The 17,296-nt window shown below is 69.9% G+C and carries 10 protein-coding genes; 9 read left to right on the forward strand and 1 reads right to left on the reverse strand.

The annotated features are described in order from the left end of the window. Positions 1–9: 9 nt before the first annotated feature. Genes JYK17_RS06655 through JYK17_RS06670 form a run of 4 tightly spaced genes read left to right on the forward strand, consistent with a single transcriptional unit; the run spans position 10 to position 7,053 of the window. Positions 10–2,436 carry a glycosyl hydrolase family 95 catalytic domain-containing protein gene (locus tag JYK17_RS06655; protein ID WP_222809993.1) on the forward strand — a complete coding sequence of 809 codons (2,427 nt, stop codon included), beginning with the start codon at positions 10–12 and terminating at the stop codon, positions 2,434–2,436. Further along, the gene (locus tag JYK17_RS06660; protein WP_222809994.1) at positions 2,430–3,467 is read left to right on the forward strand and encodes an acetylxylan esterase; all 1,038 of its coding nucleotides are present in this window, start codon (positions 2,430–2,432) and stop codon (positions 3,465–3,467) included. Before JYK17_RS06655 ends, JYK17_RS06660 begins: the two co-directional genes overlap by 7 nt. Continuing rightward, the gene (locus JYK17_RS06665; protein WP_128804161.1) at positions 3,464–4,825 is read left to right on the forward strand and encodes an ABC transporter substrate-binding protein; all 1,362 of its coding nucleotides are present in this window, start codon (positions 3,464–3,466) and stop codon (positions 4,823–4,825) included. Before JYK17_RS06660 ends, JYK17_RS06665 begins: the two co-directional genes overlap by 4 nt. A 32-nt stretch (positions 4,826–4,857) precedes the next feature. Continuing rightward, the gene (locus JYK17_RS06670) at positions 4,858–7,053 is read left to right on the forward strand and encodes an alpha-galactosidase (RefSeq protein WP_222809995.1); all 2,196 of its coding nucleotides are present in this window, start codon (positions 4,858–4,860) and stop codon (positions 7,051–7,053) included. A gap of 31 nt (positions 7,054–7,084) precedes the next feature. Here JYK17_RS06670 and JYK17_RS06675 read toward each other — a convergent pair whose 3' ends face one another. Further along, complete coding sequence (locus JYK17_RS06675; RefSeq protein ID WP_222809996.1) at positions 7,085–8,086, reverse strand: LacI family DNA-binding transcriptional regulator; 1,002 nt, start codon at positions 8,084–8,086, stop codon at positions 7,085–7,087. 168 nt (positions 8,087–8,254) lie between these two features. Here JYK17_RS06675 and JYK17_RS06680 point away from each other — a divergent pair, with 168 nt between their 5' ends. From JYK17_RS06680 to JYK17_RS06700, 5 genes are all read left to right on the forward strand, one after another. Next, positions 8,255–9,589, forward strand: coding sequence for an ABC transporter substrate-binding protein (locus JYK17_RS06680; protein ID WP_222809997.1), 1,335 nt, complete (start codon positions 8,255–8,257; stop codon positions 9,587–9,589). Positions 9,590–9,596: 7 nt separating this feature from the next. After that, positions 9,597–10,553: a carbohydrate ABC transporter permease gene (locus JYK17_RS06685; protein WP_108015011.1), complete on the forward strand. Its 957-nt coding sequence runs from the start codon at positions 9,597–9,599 to the stop codon at positions 10,551–10,553. A 47-nt stretch (positions 10,554–10,600) separates the two neighbouring features. Next, positions 10,601–11,407 (forward strand): carbohydrate ABC transporter permease, encoded by an 807-nt coding sequence (locus JYK17_RS06690; protein ID WP_234548421.1) that lies wholly within the window; start codon positions 10,601–10,603, stop codon positions 11,405–11,407. A 32-nt stretch (positions 11,408–11,439) separates the two neighbouring features. Next, on the forward strand, positions 11,440–14,205 hold the full coding sequence (locus JYK17_RS06695) for a glycoside hydrolase family 38 N-terminal domain-containing protein (RefSeq protein ID WP_222809998.1): 2,766 nt from the start codon (positions 11,440–11,442) through the stop codon (positions 14,203–14,205). A gap of 88 nt (positions 14,206–14,293) precedes the next feature. Beyond that, positions 14,294–17,284: a glycoside hydrolase family 2 TIM barrel-domain containing protein gene (locus JYK17_RS06700; protein WP_222809999.1), complete on the forward strand. Its 2,991-nt coding sequence runs from the start codon at positions 14,294–14,296 to the stop codon at positions 17,282–17,284. Positions 17,285–17,296: the final 12 nt, after the last annotated feature.

The following is a 17,296-nucleotide window of genomic DNA, read 5'->3' on the forward strand; positions in this document are numbered from 1 at the left end:
GGCACAGCCATGTCCCCCAGCGACCTGGTGCTGAAGTGGCCCGCGCCCGCGGCCGCATGGACCGAGGCCGCGCCCGTCGGCAACGGCCGGCTCGGCGCGATGGTCTTCGGCGGCTCCCATCGGTTCCGCGTCCAGATCAACGACTCCACCGTGTGGTCCGGCACGCCCGGCGGCCCGGCCGCCGCCCTCGCCGCGGTCCATGCGTCCGGCGCGGGCCCGCAGCGGCTCGAAGAGGCCCGCTCCGCCCTCCGCAGCGGCGATCACGACCGCGCCGAGGCGCTGATGAAGACCTTCGAGGGCCGCTACAGCCAGGAGTATCTCCCGTACGCCGACCTGTACTTGACGGTCGTCGGCGGCGACCGCGCCGTCTACCGCGGCCGCACCCTCAACCTCGACACCGCAGTGGCCGAGGACGGCTTCACCCTCGATACACGCACGGTCCACCGCCGGGTCTGGGCCGACGCCGTCACCGGCACCCTGTGCACCACCCTGGACGCGGACGGCGGCACCGTGGACCTGTCCGTCGAACTGTCCACTCCCCTGCGCGAGGTCCACCGCTCGGTCCACCGCTCGGCCAGATCGAGCGGCCTCGCCCTCGGCATCGAGATCCCGGTGGACGGCACCCCCGCCCACGAGCCCCAGGTCGCCGAACCCCTCCGCTACGCCGACGGCCCCCTCGACGGCTACGACCCGTTCGGCGCCCTCGCCCTGTCCCTGGACACCGACGGCAAGGTCACCGTGCAAGAGGGGAACCTGCTTGTCACCGGCGCATCCCGCGTCCTGATCACCCTCGCCTCCTCCACCAACGCGGCCCGGCACTGGCGCGGAGAGGACCAAGCGGACCGCGCCGAACACCTGGCAGCCGCGAGCGACATCACCGCCCGGGCCCTCACGCAGGGCGCCGACCGCCTGCTCGCGCACCATGTAACCGATGTACGGGGGCTACTGGGCGGCACCGCCCTGCGCATCGGCCCGCGACGCTCCGGCGTCCACGACGTAGCCCGATCCATCCTCACCGGGGACGACGAACTCCTCACCGCCACCGTCCTGTTCCAGCTCGGCCGCTATCTCCTGGCCACCGCTTCCCGCCCGCACGCCGGTCCCCCGGCCAACCTCCAGGGCATCTGGAACGCGGATCTGCGCCCGGCCTGGTCCTCCAACTACACCCTCAACATCAACACGCAGATGAATCACTGGGGCGCGGAGGCGGCCGGCCTGAGCACGTGCCACGAGCCCCTGTTCGACCTGATCGACCGGATGGCCGCCCAAGGGGCCGATGTGGCACGGCAGTTGTACGGCACCCGCGGCTGGGTGGCGCACCACAACACCGACATGTGGGGCTGGGCGCTGCCGGTCGGCATGGGCCACGGCAACCCCTCCTGGGCGCTGTGGATGATGGGCGGTGCCTGGCTGTCGCAACACCTGTGGGACCACTACGAGTTCAGCCGCGACCTGGACTTTCTGCGCGAGCGGGCGTGGCCGCTGCTCAGCGGCTGCGCCAAGTTCCTGCTCGACTGGCTGGTGGACGACGGCACCGGGTTCCTGGACACGCTCCCGTCCACCTCCCCCGAGAACCTCTTCCTCGTCGATGGAGCCCCGAGGTCCCTGACCCGGTCCGCCGCGATGGACCTGGCGCTGACCCGGGCCACTTTCGAACGCACCCTCAAAGCAGCGGAGTTGCTCGGGCTAGACACGCCTCTGGCCGACGAGATACGTGGCGCGCTGCCCCGGCTGCGTCCGCCCCGGATCTCGGCGCAGGGCCGGTTGCAGGAGTGGGCCGAGGACCTGCCGGAGGCCGACCCGTACCACCGGCACCTGTCCCACCTCATCGCCGTACATCCTCTGGGGCTCGTCGATCCCGACACCACGCCCGAACTGGCCGACGCGGCACGCAAGTCCATGGACCGCCGTGGCCCCGGTGCCATGGGGTGGTCCTGGGCCTGGAAGACCGCCCTGCGGGCGCGGTTGCGCGATGCCGCGACGGCACGCTCGCTGCTGCTGGAGGCGAGCCGCCCGCTCGACGGGGACTGGGCGGTCGACGCCCCGGTCGACGGCTCCCGGTGGGGCGGGCTGCTGCCGAACCTCTTCTCCGCCCACCCTCCCTTCCAGATCGACGGCAATTACGGCTTCATGGCGGCCATCACCGAGATGGTGCTGCAGAGCCACACCGGCACGATTCACCTGCTGCCCGCGCTGCCCGCGCAGTGGTCCGAGGGCCGGGCCACGGACCTTCGCTGCCGCGGAGGGCTCGCCGTCGACTTCACCTGGGCCGACGGCGCTTTGAGCACGGTCACCGTGCGGCGGCTCGCAGGTGACGCCACCGAGCCGGTCCGCGTCCGCTTCGGCGCCCAGGAGAGCGTGGTCCGCCTTCCGGTCGGCCAACAGGTCGAGTTGGATGCCGGTCTGCGGCCCCGAGGGGAGCCGGTTCCGTGCTGACCGAGCAGGACGTCCCCGAGCTGTTCGCCTACCGCAGCGCCTACCGGGAGCCGGCCGACTTCGACACGTTCTGGAAGGACACCCTCGCGCAGGCGCGCGCGGAGCGGGACGCCTCGCTGGAGCTGACGGAGGTGGCCACCGGTCTGGAGACGGTCGACGTCCATGACGCCGTCTTCCCCGGCTTCGGCGGCCACCCGGTCCGCGGCTGGCTCAGGCTGCCCCGCCACCGCGGCGGGCCGCTGCCCGCCGTCGTCCAGTTCCACGGCTACGGCAGCGGTCGCGGTGCCCCCGTGGACGACCTGTTGTGGGCGTCCGCCGGGTATGCGCATCTGCTGGTGGACGCCCGCGGGCAGGGTGGCGCCTGGGCGGGTGGCGGCGCGACACCCGACCCGGTGGGCAGCGGGCCGGCGTATCCGGGCTTCCTCACCCGGGGCATCGAGGACAGGGACACCTATGTCTACCGCCGGGTCTTCACCGACGCCGTGCGCGCCGTCGAGGCCCTGCGCGGCCGTACCGATCTCGTGGATTCCGCGAGGGTCGCCGTCGTCGGCCCCAGCCAGGGCGGCGGCATCGCCCTCGCAGTCGCGGGGCTGGTCCCCGATCTGTCCGCCGCCCACTTCCAGGCGCCGTTCCTGTGCGACATCCGGCAGGCCACGCGGCTGACCGACGCCGACCCCTACGCCGAGATCATCGGCTATCTGGGGGCCCGGCGGGACCGCGTGGAGCAGACGTTCGCCACGCTGAGCTACTTCGACGGGCTCGCCTTCGCCCGTCGTGCCACCGCCCCGGCCTGGTTCTCCGCCGGGCTGCGCGACGAGGTGTGTCCGCCGGCGACCACCATCGCCGCGTACCACGCCTACGCCGGTCCCAAGCAGTTGCGCCTGTGGGAGTTCAACGGCCATGACGCCGGCGGCCCCGAAGACCTGGCCATCGCGCTCGGCGCATTCGGCGCACTCCTGAAGACAACGTCCCGTCCCCCGGTGCTGCCGTCCCCAGCACTCCCCGAGTCACCCCGAAAGAAGGAACGATGAAGAGAATCACGGGAGTTCGGAAGACCGTCGCACTGGGCGCCACGCTCACGTTGGCAGCGGTGCTGTCCGCGTGCTCCAACGGCTCCTCCTCCGCCGGAGGGTCCAAGACCCTCAACTGGTGGACGTGGGACGACAAGCAGGCCGCCGCGTACAAGGTGTGCGCCACGGACTTCGAGAAGGCCAATCCCGGTGTGACGGTGAAGATCACCCAGTACAACGTGGCGGACTACTTCACCAAGCTGACCGCGGGATTCGTGGCGGGCAACGCGCCCGATGCCTTCCAGAACAGCGTCCAGTACTTCCAGGCGTACGCCTCCCAGCACCAGTTGCTGCCGCTCGACGACTTCATCTCCAAGGACAAGTTCGACCTGTCGCGCTTCTCGGTCGGCGTGAACGCATGGAAGTTCACCGACGGCAAGCAGTACGCCCTGCCCCTGGACTGGGCGGCGACCGGCATCTACTACAACGAGGACGCCCTCAAGAAGGCGGGGTATGCCGAGAAGGACGTCGACTCGATGACCTGGAACCCCGACGACGGCGGCACACTGGGCAAGATGATCGCCCACATGACCATCGACGACAAGGGACGCCGCGGTGACGAGAAGGGCTTCGACAAGTCCCACGTCAAGACGTACGGCTACGGCGAGGTCGCGGCCAAGGACTTCATCGGGCAGACCACCTGGAGTCCGCTGGTCGACACCACGGGCTGGCGCCTGGGTGACAAGTCGTCCTGGCCGACCGTGTTCAACTACGACGACCCGCAGTTCGTGAAGACCATGCACTGGATCCGCTCCCTGACCGACAAGGGATTCGCGCCCAGGATCGGCCAGTTCACCGACAGCGTCAGCGACGTCGACCTGCTCTCCTCCGGCAAGGTCGCCATGGAGAGCGCCGGTTCGTGGGAGGCCGCGACCTTTGTGAAGGTCCCCGGCCTCAAGGTCGGCATCGCACCCACCCCTTACGGTCCCGACGGCAAGACGCGCGCCGTTCTGAGCAACTCCAACGGCAACAACATCTGGGCCGGCACCAAGAACCCCGATCTCGCCTGGAAGTGGGTCTCGTACATGGGCAGCGAGGCCTGTCAGTCGAAGGCCTCGCAGACCGGCACGTTCTTCCCGTCGATCCCGGCCTCCATGGACGCCTCGGCCAAGGCTCTGGCCACGAAGGGCGTGGATCTGTCCGTCTTCACGGACATGATGAAGAACAAGGTCCTCTACCCGTCTCCGGTCTACGGCAACGGCGCCGCCCTGCAGGACGCGCTGGAGCCGCTGTTCCAGGCCTACTTCGCGGGGCAGAAGGGCGACTCGGTCTTCACCGAGATGCAGTCCAAGAGCAAGCAGCTGCTCGCGAAGAACTGAACCCGTCACCCCTTTGAAAGGCAGGACTCTGCATGTCGGACACCACCGCGCGGATTCACACCCTGCGCGCGGCAGGCACCGCACTCGTCGTGGAGCTCACGGAGCCGGTGCCCAGAGTCCTGCACTGGGGTGCCGATCCGGGCGAGCTGTCCGCGGACGCCCTCGCGGCACTCGCCCTGACGGCCGAGCCCGCCGTGCTCAACAACTCCATCGACATCCCGCGCCGGTTCACGGTCTGGCCCACCGAGGCGGACGGCTGGTCGGGCACACCGGCCCACGAGGGCCATCTGGCCGGCTCGTTCACCGCACCGAGGATGGGTCTCGTCGATGCCTCGCACCGTCCGCTGGCCGAGGGCGGGGAGCTGGCCCTGCACCTCACGGATCCCGGGTCCGGACTCGACGCCACAGTCACCTATGTGATGGAGCCCTCCGGGGTGCTGTCCGTGCGAACCACGCTGACCCGCCGGGCGGACGCCGACCCGGCGCCGTACGACCTGACACAGGTCACGACGCTGCTGCCGCTGCCCCGACGGGCCGCGGAGATCCTGGACTTCACCGGCAAGTGGAGCCGGGAGCGGTCCCCGCAGCGGCGACCGGTGGGCTTCGGCACCCATGCCCGGGAGGTGCGGCGGGGCAAGCCCGGTCTGGACTCGCCGTATCTGATGACGGTGGGTGTGCCCGGGTTCGGTTTCCGCACCGGTGAGGTCTGGGCGGTGCATGTCGCCTGGAGCGGGGATCAGCGGTATCTGGTCGAGCAGTTGCCGGAGGGCGCGGGCACCCATGCCGCCGTGCTCGGTGGTGGCGAGCTGTTGCGTGCCGGGGAGATCCGGCTCGCTCCCGGCGAGTCGTACACCACACCCGTGTGTCATTTCGCGTGGTCCGACCAGGGGCTCGACGGGCTGGCGGAGCGCTTCCACACCCTGGTGCGGGCCCGCCCCGGCCATCCGCGCAGCCCCCGCCCGGTGATCCTCAACAGCTGGGAGGCGGTGTACTTCGACCACGACCTGGACCGGCTGCTGCGGCTGGCCGACAAGGCGGCGGAGGTCGGTGTCGAGCGTTTCGTGCTGGACGACGGCTGGTTCCGCGGGCGCCGCTCCGACGACGCCGGACTGGGCGACTGGACCGTCGACCCCGTGGTGTGGCCCGATGGACTGACGCCGCTGGTGGACCATGTGCGGTCGCTCGGCATGGAGTTCGGGCTGTGGGTCGAGCCGGAGATGGTCAATCTGGACTCCGATCTGGCCCGCGAGCATCCCGACTGGGTGCTGGGTCCGGCCCGCGGGGTCGGCCCGTCCGCTCGCAATCAGCACATACTGGATCTGTCCAACTCCGAGGCCTGGCACCATCTGCTGGACTCGTTGGACGCCCTGGTGGAGAAGTACGGCATCGCCTACCTCAAGTGGGACCACAACCGGGACCTCCACGAGACCGTGCACGGCTCGGCCGACCGGCCCGTGGCGCACGCGCAGGTGCTCGCCTTCTACCGGCTGGTCGACGCGCTCAAGGCGCGCCACCCCGGGCTGGAGATCGAGAGCTGCGCCGCCGGGGGCGGGCGGGTGGACCTGGGCGTCCTGGAGCACACCGACCGGATCTGGGCCTCGGACTGCAACGACCCGGTGGAACGCCAGGCCATCCAGCGCTGGACCGGGCAACTGCTGCCGCCCGAGCTGGTCGGCACCCATGTCGGCCCCGCCACGAGCCACACCACCGCCCGCGTCGGCTCCGACTCGCTGCGGCTGGCCACCGCCCTGTTCGGGCACGCGGGCATCGAACAGGACCTCACCCGCTGCTCCCCGGAGGAGCTGGCCCGCATCACCGCCTGGACGGCTCTCCACCGCGAACTGCGTCCGCTGCTCCACGGCGGCCGTACGGTCCGCGCAGACCTCGCCGACGAGGCGACGCTGCTGCACGGAGTCGTGGCGCACGACGGCGCGGCCGCGCTCTACTGCTGGGCGCGGCTGGCCACTTCACCGGAGGGGCAGCACGGGCGGGTACAACTGCCCGGCCTCGCCCCCGAGGCGACGTATCTGATCCGCGTCCGTACCGAGACGGGTCTGCCGTCCTTCCACCAGGTGGCGGGTCCCGCCTGGCTGTCCACGGCGCTGGACGGGCGGCTGGCGCTGCCCGGCTCGGTCCTGACCGTGGCCGGACTGCCCATGCCCAACCTCAATCCGGGTCAGGCCCTGCTGCTCGAACTGCGCAGGACCGAGGAGGCGGACATGTCCTGATTGCCCTCGCGGACAGTGCAGTTGGCCCCTTCTACGCGGATCCGCTCAGCCGCAGTTCGGCCTTGACGGCCGCTTCGTCGTGGGTGAGCGGGCCGCTTCTGGTCAGCAGTCGGCCGGCCTCCTCCACGGCGAGCGCGCCCAGTTCACGGGTGTCCAACGCGACGGTGGTCAGGGGCGGTTCGACGAGTGTGCCGAGTTGAAGGCCGTCGAACCCGATCACGGCGAGGTCCTGGGGGACCTGCCGGCCGAGCCTGCGCGCGGCGCGCAGGGCTCCGATGGCGATGATGTCGTTGAAGGTGAACACGGCGGTCACGTCGGAGTGTTCGGCGAGGAGCCGCTCCAGTGCGCGCTCCCCGCCCTCGATGCTCTGGTCCGCGCGGCTCACCGTGCCGGAGTCGAGTCCGCAGGCGGACATGGCGGCGTCGAACCAGGTGTGGCGGATGCTCGGCTCGGAGCGGGCCGCGTGGTCGAGCATGCCGATGTGCCGGTGTCCGGAGTCGACCAGATACCTGATGGCGGCGTGCACGCCGGCCTCGCCGTCGATGCGGATCTCGCTGAACCGCTCGGCGCGCTGCTCGCGGTCGATGAGCACCACGGGGAGCCCGCGGGTCAGCTTGTCGATCTCGTCCTCGGGCAGCGTCAGATACCCCACGACGGCGTCCACCTGCGAGGCGATGACCTCGAGCGTGCCGCGCTCCTCCTCGACGCGGTCGCCGGTGTCGTAGACGACGACATGCCAGCCCCGGGCCCGTGCCGCCTCCAGCGCGGCGGCGGCGACCTCGGTGAAGAACGGGTTGAGCAGATCGGGTATCACCAGGCCGACGCTTGTCGTGTCCTGCCGTACGAGTCCCCTGGCGAACCGGCTGGGGCGGTAGCCGAGTTCGAGGGCGGCGTCGAGGACGCGCTGCTTGGTGGAGGCCTCGATCTCGCCCTTGTCGTTGAGCGCCCGCGACACGGTCTGCCGGGACACCCCGACGACACGCGCCACATCGTCGATCGTCACCCGGCGCGGGCCGGTCCCCGACGACGCCATCACTCACCTCTGTCCGTTGGGTGTGACTCCGGAGCCTTGACACTTGTCCGCACATAAGCGCAGACTCCCAATCACTTCGCTCCCGTGAGCGCTCACGTTACCGCTCACGGCCCGTTGTTCCAAGCCACTCAGCACCCCGCCACCAGTCGTTCTCCGGGAACGGAAGACATGCGCAACACAGCCAGGCGCACTCGCCTCGCCGCCCTCGCCGCGGCCACCGGAATCGTCGTCCTCGCCGGATGTTCCTCGTCCGACTCCTCGGACAAGGCCGCCGCGCCCTCCTGCAGCCCCGCGAAGGGGAAGGTCACGCTCCAGTACTGGAACACCGTTCCGGGCATGGACAAGGTCGTCGACCTCTGGAACAAGAGGAACCCCGGCATCCAGGTCGAGACCAAGAACATCTCCAACGACCAGTACGGCATCCTCGGCAACGCTCTCAAGGCAGGCAAGGCTCCGGACCTCGCCCAGGTCGGCTACGACGAGCTGCCCAACCTGCGCACCCAGAGCGCCTTCGTGGACGCCTCGGCCTGCTCGGCGGCCGGCGCGGCCAAGTCGAAGTTCGTGCCGTGGACCTGGTCGCAGACCAGCTTCGACGGCACCGGCGTGTTCGCCCTGCCGCAGGACACCGGCCCGATGGCCCTGTTCGTGCGCAGCGACATCTTCAAGAAGTACGGCATCGCCGTGCCGAAGACGTGGGACGAGTACGCGGCCGCCGCGCAGAAGCTGCACAAGGCGAATTCCAAGCTCACCATCACGTTCTTCGACCCGAACAACGCCGAGTGGTTCAACGGGCTCCTGTGGCAGAACAGCGCCAAGATGTACGGCTATTCGGGCGACAAGTGGCAGGTCACCGTACAGTCGGCGCAGAGCAAGCAGGTCGCGGACTACTGGCAGAAGCTGATCGCCGGCAAGCTCGTGCGTACCGACCTGGCCAACGGCTCGACGCAGATGTACGCGGCGTACCAGAAGGACCAGATCGCCAGTTACGTCGGGGCCGCGTGGGGCTACAGCATGTTCCGCGACAACCTCCCCAAGCAGTCCGGCAAGTGGAGCATCGTGCCGATGCCGACGTGGGGCGCGAACGGCTCCTCCGGTGACTGGGGCGGTTCGACGGTGGCGTTCATGAAGGGCAGCAAGCACCTGTACGAGTCGGTGAAGTTCAACACCTGGCTCAACACCGACCCCGAGGCCCTCGCGATGGAGAACAAGCTCGGCGGCCTCTACCCCGCCGCCAACGCGGGACTCCAACTGCCCGCACTGTCCAAGGGTGTTCCGTACTACAACAACGAGAAGATCTTCGACGTCTTCGCCGAGTCGTCCAAGAAGATCGACACCAGTTTCGCCTGGGGCCCCACCCAGAAGACGGTGAACCTGGCGCTGCAGGACGCGATGGCCAAGGCGGCCGCCGGTGACGGCACGCTGGACGACGCGCTCGCCAAGGCGCAGGCGGCCGCCCTGAAGTCCATGAAGGACCAGGCCATTCCGGCCGCGGAGGGCAAGTGACCGCAGCATGACGGACATCGCTACCCGCATCACCAGCACGGCCCGCGCGGTCGAGCCGCCCAAGGGCCGTCGCCGTCTGACCGGCGGCGGCCCCCGGGCCGGCACCGTCCTCGCGTTCGTCACCCCGTTCTTCCTGCCGTTCGTGCTCTTCTACCTGGTGCCGGTCGGCTATGCCCTGTGGCAGAGCTTCCGCGTGGTGCGACGCTCCGGAGGGCAGTACGGCACCTCGTACACGACGTTCGGCGGCTTCGAGCAGTACGTGCAGGTCTTCCAGAACACCGAGTTCTGGTCGAGCATCGGGCGCATCGGCCTGTTCGGCATCGTGCAGGTGCCGGTCATGCTGTTCGTCGCCCTCGTCATGGCGCTGCTCCTGGACACTCCCCTGCTCAGGCTCAAGGCGTTCTTCCGCATCACCGCGTTCATGCCGTACGCCGTGCCGGGCGTCATCGCGGCGATCATGTGGTCGTATCTCTACTCGCCCCAACTCAGCCCGGTCGTGGACCTGTTGGACGGCATCGGGCTCAAGCCCGACTTCCTCGGCCCGGGCGCCGTCCTGTGGTCGGCGGCGAACGTCTCCACCTGGCTGTGGACCGGCTACAACATGCTGATCATGTACTCGGCGCTGCAGTCGATCCCGCAGGAGCTGTACGAGGCCGCGAGGATCGACGGTGCGAGCAACTGGACGATCGCCTGGCGGATCAAGGTCCCGATCATCGCCCCGTCGATCGTGCTGACCACGGTCTTCTCGATCATCGGCACGCTCCAGCTCTACGCCGAGCCGGCCGTGCTGCGCCAGATCTCCTCCAACATCTCCAGCACCTTCACGCCCAACATGCTCGCGTACGCGGTGGCCTCCGGGAACAACTACCAGCAGGCCGCGGCGATTTCCGTGGTCATCGCCGTCATCACCTTCGTCCTGAGCTTCGGGTTCATGCGACTGACCGCCAAGAGGGCCGGACTGTGAGCACGCCATCCACGATCCGCGAGAGCCGCGTCAGCCGTACGGCCGTCATGGCGCTGATGTTCCTGCTGGCCGTCTACTTCCTGCTGCCGGTCTACTTCCTGATCGTCGCGGCGACCAAGCCACAGGGCGACCTCGCCTCCACGAACGGCCTGGCGTTCTCGCACTTCAACCTGTTCGAGAACCTGCGCATCCTGTTCACCCGCAGCGACGGCGTCTTCGGCCGGTGGGCGGTCAACACCGTCGTCTACGCGGTGCTGGGCGCGGCCGTGGGCACGCTGATCTCCGCGCTGTGCGGCTACGCCCTCGCCAAGTTCCCTTTCCGCGGACGTGAGTTTCTGTTCTCCGTCATCCTCGGCGGCGTCCTCGTCCCGACCACCGCGCTCGCCCTGCCGCTGTTCCTGCTGTTCTCGGCGACCGGGCTCGTCAACACCTATTTCGCGGTGTTCCTGCCGAGCATCGTCAGCCCGTTCGGGGTCTATCTGGCGCGGATCTTCGCGAACGCCGCCGTCCCGCAGGAGCTGATCGAGTCGGCGCGGCTGGACGGCGCGGGCGAGTTCCGCACGTTCTTCTCGGTGGCGTTCAAGCTGATGACACCGGCCCTGGTGACCGTGTTCCTGTTCCAGTTCGTCGCCATCTGGAACAATTTCTTCCTGCCCATGGTGATGCTGCAGAAGGAGTCGCTGTTCCCGATCACCCTCGGCCTGTACGAGTGGAACGGCCAGACCGCGCGAGCGCCGTTGCTCCAGGAGTCGGTGATCACCGGTTCGCTGGTGTCGATCGTGCCCGTGATCATCGTGTTCATCCTGCTCCAGCGGTTCTGGCGCTCGGGGCTCGCCGCCGGCTCCCTCAAGTGACGCCCGCCCCCGCACAGAAGGTGTCCGACACCATGCCCGACTCCGTCGTGTTCGTACCCCACTTCCACTGGGACCGCGAGTGGTACGAACCGTTCCAGGTCTTCCGGCACCGGCTCGTCACCGCGCTCGACACCGTGCTGGAGACGGCCGAGGCCGACCCGGACTTCCGCTTCACCGTCGACGGGCAGATGGCCGCGATCGAGGACTACCTGGAGATGCGTCCGGAGAACCGCGACCGGGTCGTGGCCCTGGTCCGCGAGGGCCGGCTCGCCATCGGGCCCTGGCTGATCCTGCTCGACGAATTCCTCTGCTCCGGCGAGACGATCGTGCGCAATCTGCAGATGGGCCGGGCGGCCGCCGAGCGGCTCGGCGGTGCGATGTCCGTCGGCTACCTCCCGGACATGTTCGGCCATGTCGCGCAGATGCCGCAGATTTTGGCCCGCGCGGGCATCGAGCACACGGCGCTGTGGCGCGGCGTGCCGGGCTCGGTCGACGGTCATGCCTTCCGCTGGCGCGCCCCGGACAGCTCCGAGGTGCGCACCGAGTTCCTCTTCGACGGATACGACAACGGCCTCGACGTCCTGCTGGTGCCCGACCGGATCGCCGGCGCGCTGGACGAGTACGCCCGGATGACGGCCGAGCGCTGGGGCGGCGACCCGGTGTTGGCGATGGCGGGCACGGACCACAACGCGCCGGACCCGCGGTTGGCGCAGTGGCTCAGGCGTGCGTCGAGCAAGGAGCGGCCCATCACCCTCGCGACGCTCGACGAGTACGTCCACGGGCACGTGCGCGACGAGCCGGCCACGGTCGTCACCGGTGAACTGCGCAGCCATGTGCGCGGCAACATCCTCCCGGGTGTGCTGTCCGTGCGGCTCGGGCTCAAGCAGCGGATGGCGGTCGCCGAGCGCACCGTCGATCAGGCGGAACGCATGAACGCCCTGTGGTCCGAACGCGACGAATCTCCGTTCCTGTCGCTGGCCTGGCACAAGATCATCGAGTCGACGGCGCATGACTCGGTGGTCGGTTCGGGCACGGACGAGACCTGCGACCAGGTCGCGGCCCGGCTCGCCGAGGCCGCGCAGACGTCCCGCGCCGTGCGCGACGCCGCTCTCGCGGAGCCCGCGGCCCGGGTGCCGAGCAACAGCCATCTGGTCGCCAACCCGCTGCCGTCGGCGCGTACGGCACTGGTCGAGGTCGATGTCGTAGCGCCACCGCACGGGTCGGACCTGGTCGCGGTGGCCGCCGACGGCTCGGCGCACCCCGTACAACTGGCGTCTCAGGCCCCGACCGTGCTCAGCGACGAGCGGATGGACGCCTCGCAGCTCGAACGCGTGCTGCGCCGCATCCATCGCAGAGAACTGTTCGGGCTGCTCATCGACCACTACGAACTCACCCCGAACTCCCTGGTGTTCCATCTCGCCGAGGTCCCGACGAGCGGACCGTTCGACCTGATGGTGCTACGCCGCGCGGTCGCCGACGCGGCGGCGGCGCATCCGGGCGAGTGGCGGGTGCGGACGCTGGCGCAGGCCCGGGCCGGCGCGCTGGTGCCCGTGCGCGTCCCGGCCTGCGGGCTGGCCGCCTTCCGGGTCGAGGTGAGCGACCGTCCCGCCGCCCCGGCCGCGCAGTTCGTACCCGCGACGGCCACGGCACGCGCGCTGTCCAACGGACTGGTCGAGGTCCAGGTCGCCGACGACGGCACCCTGGACGTGACCGGCGCCGACGGCACCGTCCTGTACGGGGTCGGCCGCCTGGTCGACGGCGGCGACCGCGGTGACAGCTACAACTACGCTCCCCCGGCGGCGGATTCACTCGTGTCCGAGCCGGTGCACATCACCGTCGACGTCCTCGAAAACGGTCCGTTGCGCTCCCGGATGCGCGTCACCCACGTCTACGAGTGGCCCGCCGCGCTCTCCGCCGACCGTGACGTGCGCGCCGACGAGACCGTGCCCACACCGGTGGAGATGCTGGTGGAGGTGCGCGCGGGCGAGCCCTTCGTGCGTGTCTCCACCTCGTTCCTGAACCGGTGCGCGGACCACCGGCTGCGTCTCCATGTGCCGCTGCCCGAGCCGGTGACCCGTTCCGCGTCCGCCGGACAGTTCGCCGTGACCGAGCGGGGGCTCACCGCGGAGGGCGGTTGGGGCGAGTACCCGCTCCCGACCTACCCGGCGAGCACCTTCGTGTCGGCCGGTCCGACCACCGTCCTGCTCGACCACAGCGGCGAGTACGAGGTCGTCGACGACGGCTCCGCACTCGCCCTCACCCTGCTGCGCGCCATCGGCTCGATCAGCGTCAACATCCACCCGCTCCGTGACGAGCCGGCCGCGAGCGAGATCCCGGTGCCGGGAGCACAGGAGTTGGGCATGCGGATCGAGCACCGGTTCGCCGTCGTGCCGTGTGCCACCGGCTGGCAGGGCGCCGATGCCGTCGCCCTGGCCGAAAAGTTCCGCAACGACGTCCTCGTCACCCGCGGGACCGGGCCCGCCGAAGGCCGCCTGCCCGCGGACGTCACCGGCTTCCGGGTCGACGGCCGGGGCGTCCATGTCTCCAGCATCCGCCGCGTCAGCGACGACGCGCACGGGACCGGGACCGGTGCCGGTGCCGGCACCGGCACCGGCACCGGCACGGAGATGCGGCTCACGGCGATGAGCGACACCGCCACGACCGTCCGTGTGACCGGGCCGTTCACCGAGGCCACCACCGTCGACCTCCTCGGCCGGCCGATCTCTCCGGAGCCGGTACGCGACGGGCTCGAACTCGCCCTCGGCCCCTGGGAGATCAGGACCGTCGTGCTCAGATGAACGTCGTGCTCCGATGACCGCCGCGCGCAGATGACCGCCGGGCTCCCCCACCGACAACGCCTGTCGCCACCAAGAAAGTTGTGACCTCTTGTCTTCCGAGCTCTCCGCACCCGTTTCGGACACCGCACCGGGGCGCGGCGCACTGCGCCCCGCGCGCTCGTGGCTGCACTCCGACGCCCCGTCCCTCTCCCTCAACGGGTCCTGGCGATTCCGTCTGTCGCCCACGGCTTCGGCGACGGAGGACTTCGCGGCCGACGAATACGACGACCAGGGCTGGGACAGCATTCCCGTGCCCTCGCACTGGGTGCTCCAGGGCGACGGGGCCTATGGCCGGCCGATCTACACCAACGTCCAGTTCCCCTTCCCGATCGACCCACCGCACGTCCCGGACGAGAACCCCACCGGCGACTACCGGCGCCACTTCGCCCTGCCCGCCGACTGGTCGGACGCCGAGCGTGTCGTGCTGCGCTTCGACGGAGTCGAGTCGCTGTTCCGGGTGTGGGTGAACGGCGTCGCGATCGGCAGCGCGAGCGGCAGCAGGCTGGCCCATGAGTTCGACGTCACCGCAGTCGTGCGTCCCGGCGACAACGTCGTCGCCGTACGAGTGCACCAGTGGTCCGCGGCCAGCTATGTCGAGGACCAGGACCAGTGGTGGCTGCCGGGCATCTTCCGCGACGTCACCCTGCTCGCCCGGCCCGCCGGGGGCATCGAGGACGTCTGGCTGCGCACCGGCTTCGACAACGGACGCGGGCACATCGACCCGGAGGTCGTCGCCGACACGTCCGCCTTCCCCGTCACCCTGCGCGTCCCCCAACTCGGTATCGAGCAGGTCTGGGCCACGCCCGCCGATGTGGCACCGGTCGAAGTCGCCGACGTAGAGCCGTGGTCGGCCGAACAGCCGCGCCTGTACGAGGCGACCGTGTCCTCCGCGTCGGAGAGCATCGCCCTGCGGCTGGGTTTCCGCACGGTCGAGATCCGCGGCGACCGGTTCCTGGTCAACGGCAAACGCGTCGTCTTCCACGGGGTCAACCGCCACGAGACCCACCCCGAGCGCGGCCGCGTCTTCGACGAGGAGCACGCCCGCGAGGACCTGGCCCTGATGAAGCGGTTCAACGTCAACGCCATCCGCACGAGCCACTATCCGCCGCATCCCCGGCTGCTCGACCTCGCCGACGAACTCGGCTTCTGGGTCGTCCTCGAATGCGACCTGGAGACGCACGGCTTCGGCAAGGTCGACTGGGCGGGCAATCCGAGCGACGACCCCACCTGGCGCCCCGCGCTGCTGGACCGCATCCAGCGCACGGTGGAGCGGGACAAGAACCACCCCAGCATCGTGATCTGGTCGCTCGGCAACGAGGCGGGAACGGGCAGCAACCTCGCCGCCATGTCGGCCTGGGTCCATGCCCGCGACGCCGAGCGCCCCGTGCACTACGAGGGCGACCACGCGGGCGAGTACACGGACGTCTACTCCCGCATGTACTCGACGGTGCCGGAGACCGAGCAGATCGGCACCGACGGCTCACGCGCGCCCCTCCTCAACTGCACGCCCGCACAAGGCGCCCGGCAGCGCACCAAGCCGTTCCTGCTGTGCGAGTACGCGCACGCGATGGGCAACGGACCGGGCGGGTTCGACCAGTACGAGGCACTGGTGCACAGGCACCCGCGGCTGCACGGCGGCTTCGTCTGGGAGTGGCGCGACCACGGCATCCTGACGACGACCGAGGACGGGACGCCGTACTACGCCTACGGCGGCGACTTCGGGGAGGTCGTGCACGACGGCAACTTCGTGATGGACGGCATGTTGTTGAGCAACGACGTGCCGACGCCGAGCCTGTACGAGTTCAAGGCGGTCGTGCAGCCGGTCGCCTTCACCTTCGAGGCCGACAAGTTCGCCGTCACCAACCTCCGGCACTCGGCCGACACTTCGGATCTGCGCTTCCGCTGGCGCGTCGAGCACGACGGAACGCTCGTGGAATCCGGCGACCTGGACGTCCCCGTCGTCGCGGCGGGCGAGTCGGAGTGGGCTCCCCTGCCGCCGATCGCGGTCTCCCCGGACGCCGAGACATGGCTGACGATCGACGCGGTGCTGGCATCGCCGACCCCTTGGGCGCCGGAAGGCCATGTGATCGCAACTGCCCAGCTGGACCGCTCGGTTCGACGCCCCGCCGCCCCCGTGGGCCGCGCGGCCCGCCCCCGGAGCGACTGGCGGCCCGGAGACGGAACGCTGACTCTCGGCATCGCGGAGTTCGTCGACGGGTCCCTCGCCCGCCTCGCCGACCGCGCCGTCTCCGGCCCTCGGCTGGAGCTGTTCCGCGCGCCGACGGACAACGACGAGAGCCCGGCCGGCACGGTCGTGGGGAGCGACGACAGCACGGACGGCGTGTCCAGCGCCGACCTGTGGCGACGCGAAGGTCTCGACCGGCTGACGACGCGACGGCTGTCCGTGGAACGCGCCGAGGACGCCCTGCGCACCGTCGACAAGGTCTCCGCGGCCAACTCCGCGCTCTCGGTGATGGTGGAGTCCGTCTGGACGCTGGAGGACGGTGAGCTGGAACTGCGCGTGGAGATCGAGCCGTCGCGCGGCTGGCGGACGGTCTGGCCGCGGATCGGAGTCCGCTTCGAACTGCCCGACGGCACGGCCCCCGTCGACGGCGTCGAGTGGTTCGGCCTCGGCCCGCTCGAGTCCTACGCCGACAGCGTCCGCGCCGCGTACACGGGCCGTTTCTCCTCCACGATCCGCGATCTCTCGGTCGACTACGCACGCCCGCAGGAGACCGGACACCGCTCACAGCTGCGCCAACTCACGCTGAAAAGCGGCAACTTGGAGGCGCTGCGCATCGTGGCCGTGCCGGATGCACAGGGCCGCCGACCGGGCTTCACGCTCAGCCGCCACACACCGCAGCAGATCGCACGGGCCGAGCACCCCTTCGAACTGCCCGACTCGACGACCAGTCACCTCATCATCGACGCGGCCCAGCACGGACTCGGCTCACGGTCCTGCGGACCCGACGTATGGCCCGAGTTCGCACTGCGACCGGAGGCTCGCACGATCCGGCTGCGTATCACTGCTCCTCGGTGATCGAGGCGGGGT

The sequence above is a fragment of the Streptomyces plumbidurans genome, from assembly GCF_019857225.1.
Taxonomy (GTDB): Bacteria; Actinomycetota; Actinomycetes; order Streptomycetales; family Streptomycetaceae; genus Streptomyces; species Streptomyces plumbidurans.